The organism is Actinomycetota bacterium, assembly GCA_030774015.1.
Classification (GTDB): Bacteria; Actinomycetota; UBA4738; order UBA4738; family JACQTL01; genus JALYLZ01.
In genome coordinates this window covers 1-8,095 of sequence record JALYLZ010000174.1, presented here as the reverse complement: position 1 = coordinate 8,095, position 8,095 = coordinate 1, and the positions used below count along the sequence as shown (strand labels likewise).

Here is an 8,095-nt window from a genome sequence, read left to right as displayed (position 1 = left end):
CGAAGCTTCACCAGTCCCCTCCTCGAACCCACGTTCGACGACAGTGTGCCTCCCCCCTCTGACACTCGGTCCGAGCGCCGGATGGCGCACTCTCGCCCGGCTCTGCCGTGGCCGGTTAACCGAGATGAAGCTGGAGTGGCGGATCCGCTTCCAGTGCTCGGTGGGGAACCGCAGGTACGTGGTGAGGTGATCGAGGTCCTCCATCAGGCACGCCACCGCCGCGGGGTACAGCTTCCCCCACTTGGCGCTGAAGGCGCGTGCCCGGCGGGTGGCCTCGGCCATGGCCCGGTCGCCGGGCGCCGCCTCGATGTGATCGAAGATCGCCCAGTACTCGGCCTTCACCTTCCCCTGGGCGTGGCGGGGCACCTTGGCCAGCAGGTTCCGGCACCGGTGGATCAGACACCTCTGGCGGAGGCTCCCGGAGAGCACGATCTCCACGGCGCCGATCAGGCCGGCCCCGCCGTCGGAGATCACCAGCAGCGGCGGGCGAAGACCGCGGGCGGCCATCCCCCGCAGGAACTCCGCCCAGGCGTCCGTGGACTCCGAGCTCCCCGGCTCCAGGTGAAGGAGGTGCGGCTTTCCGGACGTGTCGATGCCCCAGGCCACCAGCACCGGCTCGGCCTTCGTCCCGGCGTGCATCCGGAAGTGACTCGCGTCAACGAACAGGTACTCGAGCTCGATGTCGGAGAGGTCCCGGTGCTTGAACGCGTCGAACTCGGACTTGATCGCCTCGCAGATCCGGGAGACCGTGGAGCGCGACACCGTGGCCTCAGGACCGAGGGCCTCGGCCAGGGCGGCCTCGACGTCGCGGACCGACAGGCCCCGGACGAAAGAGGCGATCACCAGGGACTCCAAGGCGTTGGTCTTGGTCACCCCGGTCCCGAGCAGGCGCGACGCGAACGTCTCGGTGGTGCCCCGGAGCTTCGGGCGCTCCAAGGTGACCGGCCCGGCGGTGGTCTTGATGGTCAGTTCGCCGAAGCCGTTGCGGGAGCCGGCCCGGGCGGAGCGGGCCACGGCACGGCGCTCGTAGCGGTTGCGGCCGAGGAACTCGGTGACCTCGGCCTCCAGCGCCGACTGCAGCAGCAGCCGGGCGCCGAGGCGGGCCACCTGCTCCAGGGCCTCACCGAGGTCTCCCTCGGTTGCGAACAGTTCGTCGATGTCGGCGCGGATGCGCTCGGTGGGCGATACTCGTTCGGTCACGGGTGTAGGCCTCCTTCTGCTGAGTTGTCAGCTCTTGGGAGGAGCCTACGCCCGTGGTCTATTTACACCGAGGAAGGGTCGCCACCGGATTCTGCGGGAGTGCCGAGGTCAGTCCATACGGTCAAGCGACCGCAATGGTCGCCTTCGGAGCCGCCTACGGCGGGGCCTGTGACCTTCGCACGATCAACCTCGCTCAGGGCTCGATCTTGGACGGGACGTTCAGCCACGGCCAGTGCCTCGGCGCGTGTCACCCAAACCCGGCAGAGCCAGACAGCGGAACGTTGACGGATGTGATCGCCGGTGGCACTGGGAACTTCCAGGGGGCGACTGGAACGCTCACTGGCACCGTAACCGCTGCTGGTACGCAGGGCCAGGTCAAGCAGTCCGGGACGATCGCCCAGTGGGTGAGAGGAGAGGGAACGGTTGCCGCGCGGTGGCCGTTCCCTCCTCACCGCCCCGGATCCGCCTGCCTCCCGGTGCTCGGATCCGTCGGACGACAAAACGAAGCAGCCCGGAAGGCCGCGGCAAGAGGGAGGCGCAGGGACCGCGAGGCATCAAGTCTCAGCTACAGGGCGGTGCGGGTCGCCGCGTTTGCCCGTCCGGCCCCTCGACACCGCCATTTCCACCTACGACCCCAAACGACCACCGGTTTGGGGTCCACCGATGGGCCTGTTCGGTCCGTCACGAGGGCGAGTCGAGGGCTCAGATTGAGACGCTCTTCGCGTGTTCGAGTCAATTCGAGACTTCCGGGGCCACTTCCAGCCGGGCCCCGTCGCAGAGGTCCCCGCTCGGGCGGCCGACTGACGCAAATCGTTACGCCGTCACGCCGGCGGCTCGCGACCGTCGATCTCCAGGATGAACACGCGGAACCGACGCGCCGTCCACTCCTCGTAGGCAGCCCACGCCGGCCACAGCTCGAGGAGCCGTGGCCACAGGTCCCTGCGCTCCTCGTCGGCGGCGATCCGCGCGACGACCTCTCGTCGGGAACCCCCGATGTGAACGGTGGCCCGGGGATCGGCCAGGAGGTTCGAGGACCACGCCGGGTGTCGGTCCCGGCCCCAGTTCGATCCGACCACCACCAGGCCGGCGTCGCGTTCGAGGTACAGGAGGGGAACGGCATGCGGGGCCCCCGACCGGCGTCCCGTCGTGACCAGGACGAGGTGGGGGAAGTCTCGGTGATCGGGGCTCCGGCCGGTGCGCCGCCATCGCCGCGTGTCGACGGGGTAGGCGACCAGCCGGGTCAGCCGCGTGAACCAGCGGCGCCCGCCCAGCGCCCGGATGACGCGGGCTCCCGGCCCCGGTCTCCTTCTCCCTTCCGCTGCGCCCATGAACTCGGCGAGTATGGCCCCGGCGCCAGGCCAAGGGGAAGCGAACGGGAACCGGGCGAGAAGTGGGTGAGTGAGCCCATAGACTGACGCGATCGTGCTCACCGTGGTGACGGGGGCTTCGGGCCATTTGGGGGCGAACCTCACGCGGGCGCTCCTCGCGCGCCAACGGCAGGTGCGGGCTGTAGGCCGCCGGCGGGGGGATTCCCTGGAGGGGCTGCCCATCCAGTGGGCAACCGCGGACGTGCTCGACCGGGCGGCGCTGCTGGCGGCTTTCGACGGCGCCGAGACCGTCTACCACCTGGCGGCCCGGATCTCCGTAACGGGCGATCCGGACGGTCGCGTATGGGCCACCAACGTGGCGGGCGTCCGGAATGCCGCCGAGGCCGCCCTCGCGTGCGGCGTGCGACGGTTCGTGCATTGCAGCTCGGTCCATGCATTCGACCTGGAGCGATCCGGCGGCCGTCTGGACGAGGGCAGCCCTCGGGCGGAGCGGACCGGGCTGCCCGTGTACGACCGGTCGAAGGCGGCAGGAGAAGAGGAGCTGCGGAAGGTCGTCGAGCGGGGCCTCGACGCGGTTGTCGTCTACCCAACCGGCGTGGTTGGGCCCTGCGACTTCGAGCCCTCGCGGATGGGGAAGTTCTTCGTCGCGCTCCGGCGCCGGAGGTTGCCCGCTCTGGTCGCCGGCGGCTTCGACTGGGTCGACGTTCGGGACGTCGCGGGCGCGCTCATCGCCGCGGAGGAACGCGGCCGCACGGGCGAGGGCTACCTCGTGTCCGGGCAGTGGCGCTCGCTGGGCGAGCTCGCTCGGATGGCGGCGGAGGCCACCGGCGTCCGGCCACCCGGGCTGACGGTGCCCATGAGCGTCGCCCGCGTGTGGGGACCGGTCGGGACGGTGCTGTCACGCAGGTGGGACAGCCCGCTGCTGGCCGGTTCGGAGTCGCTGCATGCCCTCCGCTTCAGGGGTGTCGTCTTGAGCCAGAAGGCCGTCGGCGAGCTCGGGCACCGTCCCCGCCCGGTCGAGGAGTCCGTTCGCGACCTCTACGAGTGGTTCGACCGGCGGGAAGCCCGCTAGGCCGGGGCGCGTTCCAGGATGACCACCGGGATGTCTCGCGTGGTCCTGGCCTGGTACTGGTCGTAGTCCGGCCAGATCGAAGCCATGACGCGCCACAGGCGAGGCTTCTCCTCCGGGGTTGCGGTGCGGGCTCGCGCCGAGAACCTGTCCGCCCCGACCTGGAGCTGGACGTCCGGGTCATCCACCAGGTTGAGGTACCAGGCCGGGTGCTCCTCCGCACCGCCCTGAGACGCCACGACCAGATGGCGATCCTCGTCCGTTCCATAGATCAGGGCGGTCCGCCGAAGCTTTCCCGACCTCCGGCCGCGAGTGGTGAGCAGGAGCGTGTGTACGCCTCGCCACTCGTGGCCCTCCCTGCCCTCCGTCTCGACGTAGCGCCGGACGTGCCGGGCCACCCAGCCCGAGGGACTGTCGAAAACCTCTTCCTGTTCCCGCGGGGTCATGCGAACTCCCTCATTTCTTGCGCCCCCAAGCGACCGCGACGGGGCCGGTCCCCGGCTCGCGCGATCGCTCGGATTCACACCAGGCTATCCCGCCAGGCGCGGTGGAGGTCGGCGTAGTGCCCCTCGGAGGCGAGCAGCTCCGCAGGAGGGCCGTCTTCGACAATCCGGCCGCCCTCCAGCACGATCACCCGGTCGGCGATCTCCACCGTGCTCAGGCGGTGCGCGATGATGAGCGCGGTCCGGTCGGCGAGGACCGTCCGGAGCGCCCGCTGCACCGCTCGCTCGCTCGGGATGTCGAGGGAGCTCGTGGCCTCGTCGAGGATGAGCACCACCGGGTCGGCCAGGAAGGCCCGGGCGAACGCCACCAGCTGCCGCTGTCCCGCGCTCAGGCGGCTCCCCCGCTTGCCGAGGTCGGTGTCGTAGCCCTCCGGAAGGCTTTCGATGAAGCCGTCGGCGCCGATGGCCCGCGCCGCCGCCCCCACGTCGGCCCGCGTCGCGTCCGGCCGCCCGAAGGCGATGTTGTCCGCAACCGTCCCGCTGAACAGGAAGTTCTCCTGGGTGACCATGGCGACGACGCTCCGGAGCTGCTCCTCGGTGAGGTCGGGCAGCGGCACCCCGTCGACCACCACGCGACCTCCGGCCGGGTCGTAGAACCGAGCCAGGAGGCGGGCGATGGTGGTCTTTCCGGCCCCCGTGCGTCCCAGCAGGGCCAGCGTCTGCCCGGCCGGGATGACGAGGTCGAGGTCCTGCACCACCTCCATGTCGTCGCGGTACCCGAACCGGACGCGTTCGAGGCGCACCTCGCCTCGCCATCCCCCCGCGGGCTCGGGCGCGGCGTTCGCCGGCATCGGCACCGAGGGCTCCTCCTCCAGCACGCCGGAGAGCTTCTCGAGGGCCACCGCCGCGCCCTGGAAGGAGTTGTAGAACTGGCTGATCTCCGCCATGGGCTCGAAGAACCGCCGGATGTACAGCAGGAACGAGGTCAGCACGCCGATCTCCATGGCCCCGTTCATGACCCGGATGCCGCCGTAGGCCAGCAGCACCACGGTGGTCAGGTTCCCGATCAGCAGGATCCCCGGCCAGTACCACGTGATCAGCTGGAACGAGCGTTGCGTGGCGAGCCGGTAATCGTCGTTGACCTGCGCGAAGATCTCGTCGTTCCGGGGCTCCCGCCGGAAGGCCTGCATCGCTCGGATCCCCCCGAGCGACTCGGTGAAGTGGATGACCACGAGCGCCACGGTCTCGCGGGTCCTGCGGTACGCGACGGCGGAGTTCCGCTGGAACCACCGGGTCAGCAGCAGGAGAGGCACGAACGACGCCAGCGTGACCAGCCCGAGGGGCCAGTCGAGCAGCACGAGGATCGTCGCGATGGTGACGATCGACAGCACCGACGTGATGAGGGTGTCGATCCCCGTTCAGCAGCTCGGTGATGGCGCCGAGGTCGGAGGTCAACCGTGAGATGACGCGTCCGGACGTGTAGCGCTCGTGGAAGGAAAGGCTGAGGCGCTGGAAGTGGGCGAACACGCGCTGGCGGAGGTCGATCAGGACCTCCTGGCCGATCCTTCCGGCTCCCCTGACGAAGGCCCGGTACAGCACCGCGTGCACGACCGCCGCCAGGACGATCCCTCCGACGATGACCGCGAGGGTCATGTCGTGGTGGTGCCGGACTGCCGGGATCCCGCGGTCGATGCCCACCCCGACCAGCCACGGAACCGCCATGGAGGCGGCGTTCGCCGCGAGGACTGCCCCGAGGAGCCAGATCGCTCGCCGGCGGTGGGGGCGAAGGAGGGAGCCGAGCAGCCGCCGGGACCGCTTGCGAAGGAGCGAGGAGATCTTCCCGGGGACGTCGTCGGTCTGCTCGGCCGCGACCCCGCGCCACTGAGGGACGGTGCTCATGTGGCAGCCCGTTCCTCGTCGGACGCCGACAGGACCGCGGCGTAGGCGGGTTCTCGCACCATGAGCTCGCGGTGCGTCCCCATCGCGGCGACCGTGCCGTGCTCGAGTAGGACCACGCGGTCGGCCAGTGCCACCGTCGAGGGCCGGTGCACGACGAGCAGGCCGGTGGTGTCGTGCAGAACTCGGGACAGGGCCCCCTCCACCAGTGCCTCGGTGTGGATATCGAGCGACGACAAAGGGTCGTCGAGGACGAGGATCCTCGGGCGGTCGATCACCGCTCGGGCCAGCGCGAGGCGCTGCCGCTGGCCCCCCGAGAGCGAGAACCCCTGTTCCCCGATGCGCGTGTCGAATCCCCAGGGCAGGTCGGCGACGAAGTCCGCATGGACCAGGTCGAGGGCCGCCCGGATGTCGTCCTCGGTCGCGTTCGGATAGCCGAGCGTCAGGTTCTCCCGGACGCTCATCGAGAACAGCACCGGTTCCTCGAACGCCACCGCGACGTGGCGACGAAGCGACGACAACGTGAGGTCCCGGACGTCGTGTCCGTCCACCGTGACCCGGCCGGCGGTCACGTCGTACAGCCGGGGGACGAGCATGGCGAGGGTGGACTTCCCGCTCCCGGTCGCCCCCACGACGGCCACGGTCTCGCCCGGCTCGATGAGGAGGTGAATGTCCCGAAGCACGTCGGGCTCCGAGGGGTCGGCGCCCGGGTAGCGGAAGGACACGCCCTCGAAGGCCAGCGTGCCCGTCGCGTGCACGAGCGGAATCGCCCCCGGACGGTCGGCCACCGCTGCGACCTCGTCGAGGACCTCGTGCACGCGCTCCGAGGCGGTGGCAGCTTCCTGGGCCAGGGCCAGGATCCACCCCAGGTCGATGACCGGCCACTGCAACAGGACCACCATGGACGCGAACGCCACCAGACCCCCGAGCGACAGGGATCCGGTGGCCACGGCCATCGCGCCGACCAGGACGACGGGGGCCATGGTCAGGTTCGGCAGCAGCTGGAGCACGGACCAGAAGTTCGCCCGCAGCCGGACGCTGTCGAGCGAGGATTCTCGGAGGGTGCGCGCCGCAGCGCCGAAGCGCCTCTGCATGAGCGGTCCCCGCCCGAACGACTTGATGACACGGATGCCCGTCGCCGCCTCCTCCACCAGCGTGGCGAGGTCGCCCTGCTGGTCCTGGACGCGCCGGGACACGTCCGCGTAGCCCGCCCCGGACCGTTTCCCCAGCCACACGACGGGAGTCATCGTGGCTGCCACGATGAGCCCGAGCGGCCAGTACAGCGTCAGCAGGAACACCATCACGGTCAGGACCTGCACGGCATTGACCACGAGGAAGATGGCTCCGAAGCCGAGGAACCGGCGGATGGCGCTGAGGTCGGTGGTGGCCCGCGACAGCAGCTGCCCGGTCTGCCACCGGTCGTGGAACGCCACCGGAAGCCGCTGGAGATGCGCGTAGAGGTCGTCGCGGATCCCCGCCTCCACCCGCAGGACGGCCACGGACTGGATCCACCGGCGGCCGAAGATGAGCGCTGCTTCGGCCAACCCCAGCCCGAGGACCACCAGCACCATCAGCAGGAGCTGGGGGCGGTCTCCGTGCCGGATCGGCCCGTCGACGATCGCCATGGTCACGAGGGGGACGATCGTGCCGGCGCCCACGCCGAGCCCAGCGCTCGCCAGCATGAACCACATCTGCCGGCGATAGGGTCGGATGAACGACCGCAGCCGCCAGAGCGCGCGAAGCCTGAGGTCTCCTGTATTCGTCGTTGTTGCGCCCCCTGGCAGGGATGCGTCCCCCGCCGTGTGTGCCCCGGAAGAGACTCCGGGGTTCCGGGCCCCGATTCCTCGGGTCAGGCAGATTGCCCCATCAAGGTACCGGGCGCGGGTCCTTGGGGCTTGCAACGACCCCTTAGTACCTCTCCGCATAAGTACACTCGCGTAAGTTGTGCGTGATACGGTATGGTCTCGCGGGCCCCGGAGGGGTCGTCGCCATGCCCAGGAAGAGTCCGTACGTGGTTGAGCTGACCGCGAAAGAGCGGAGCGTGCTGGAGGTGCGGGCCCGGAAGTATACGTTGCCGTATCGAGAGGTCTTCCGGGCCCAGATCGTCCTGCTGGCGGCTCAGGGACTGGACAACGACGAGATCGCCGCCCGCCTGAACA

Annotated in this window: 5 protein-coding genes and 1 pseudogene; 1 reads left to right on the top strand and 5 read right to left on the bottom strand. The window is 70.1% G+C overall.

The features are described from left to right. Positions 1–1,200 (bottom strand): IS256 family transposase (locus M3Q23_17185; protein ID MDP9343786.1); only part of this gene is annotated, 1,200 nt, incomplete at its 3' end. 821 nt (positions 1,201–2,021) lie between these two features. Next, positions 2,022–2,528 carry a nitroreductase family deazaflavin-dependent oxidoreductase gene (locus tag M3Q23_17180; GenBank protein MDP9343785.1) on the bottom strand — a complete coding sequence of 169 codons (507 nt, stop codon included), beginning with the start codon at positions 2,526–2,528 and terminating at the stop codon, positions 2,022–2,024. Between the two features lie 94 nt (positions 2,529–2,622). Here M3Q23_17180 and M3Q23_17175 point away from each other — a divergent pair, with 94 nt between their 5' ends. Then, positions 2,623–3,600 carry an NAD-dependent epimerase/dehydratase family protein gene (locus M3Q23_17175; protein ID MDP9343784.1) on the top strand — a complete coding sequence of 326 codons (978 nt, stop codon included), beginning with the start codon at positions 2,623–2,625 and terminating at the stop codon, positions 3,598–3,600. Here M3Q23_17175 and M3Q23_17170 read toward each other — a convergent pair. The 3 genes and pseudogenes from M3Q23_17170 to M3Q23_17160 form a co-directional block, all read right to left on the bottom strand. Beyond that, on the bottom strand, positions 3,597–4,043 hold the full coding sequence (locus M3Q23_17170) for a nitroreductase family deazaflavin-dependent oxidoreductase (protein MDP9343783.1): 447 nt from the start codon (positions 4,041–4,043) through the stop codon (positions 3,597–3,599). The genes M3Q23_17175 and M3Q23_17170 overlap by 4 nt on opposite strands. A gap of 74 nt (positions 4,044–4,117) precedes the next feature. Then, positions 4,118–5,939 (bottom strand): annotated as a pseudogene (locus tag M3Q23_17165) (ABC transporter ATP-binding protein/permease). Continuing rightward, complete coding sequence (locus M3Q23_17160; GenBank protein ID MDP9343782.1) at positions 5,936–7,627, bottom strand: ABC transporter ATP-binding protein/permease; 1,692 nt, start codon at positions 7,625–7,627, stop codon at positions 5,936–5,938. The pseudogene M3Q23_17165 and the gene M3Q23_17160 overlap by 4 nt, the downstream one beginning before the upstream one ends. Positions 7,628–8,095: the final 468 nt, after the last annotated feature.

What these genes read in the sequence shown, in the direction of transcription:
- M3Q23_17180 (MDP9343785.1), bottom strand. Translation starts at nt 2,528, where the DNA reads ATGGGCGCAGCGGAAGGGAGAAGGAGACCGGGGCCGGGAGCCCGCGTC.
- M3Q23_17170 (MDP9343783.1), bottom strand. Translation starts at nt 4,043, where the DNA reads ATGACCCCGCGGGAACAGGAAGAGGTTTTCGACAGTCCCTCGGGCTGG.
- M3Q23_17160 (MDP9343782.1), bottom strand. Translation starts at nt 7,627, where the DNA reads ATGTGGTTCATGCTGGCGAGCGCTGGGCTCGGCGTGGGCGCCGGCACG.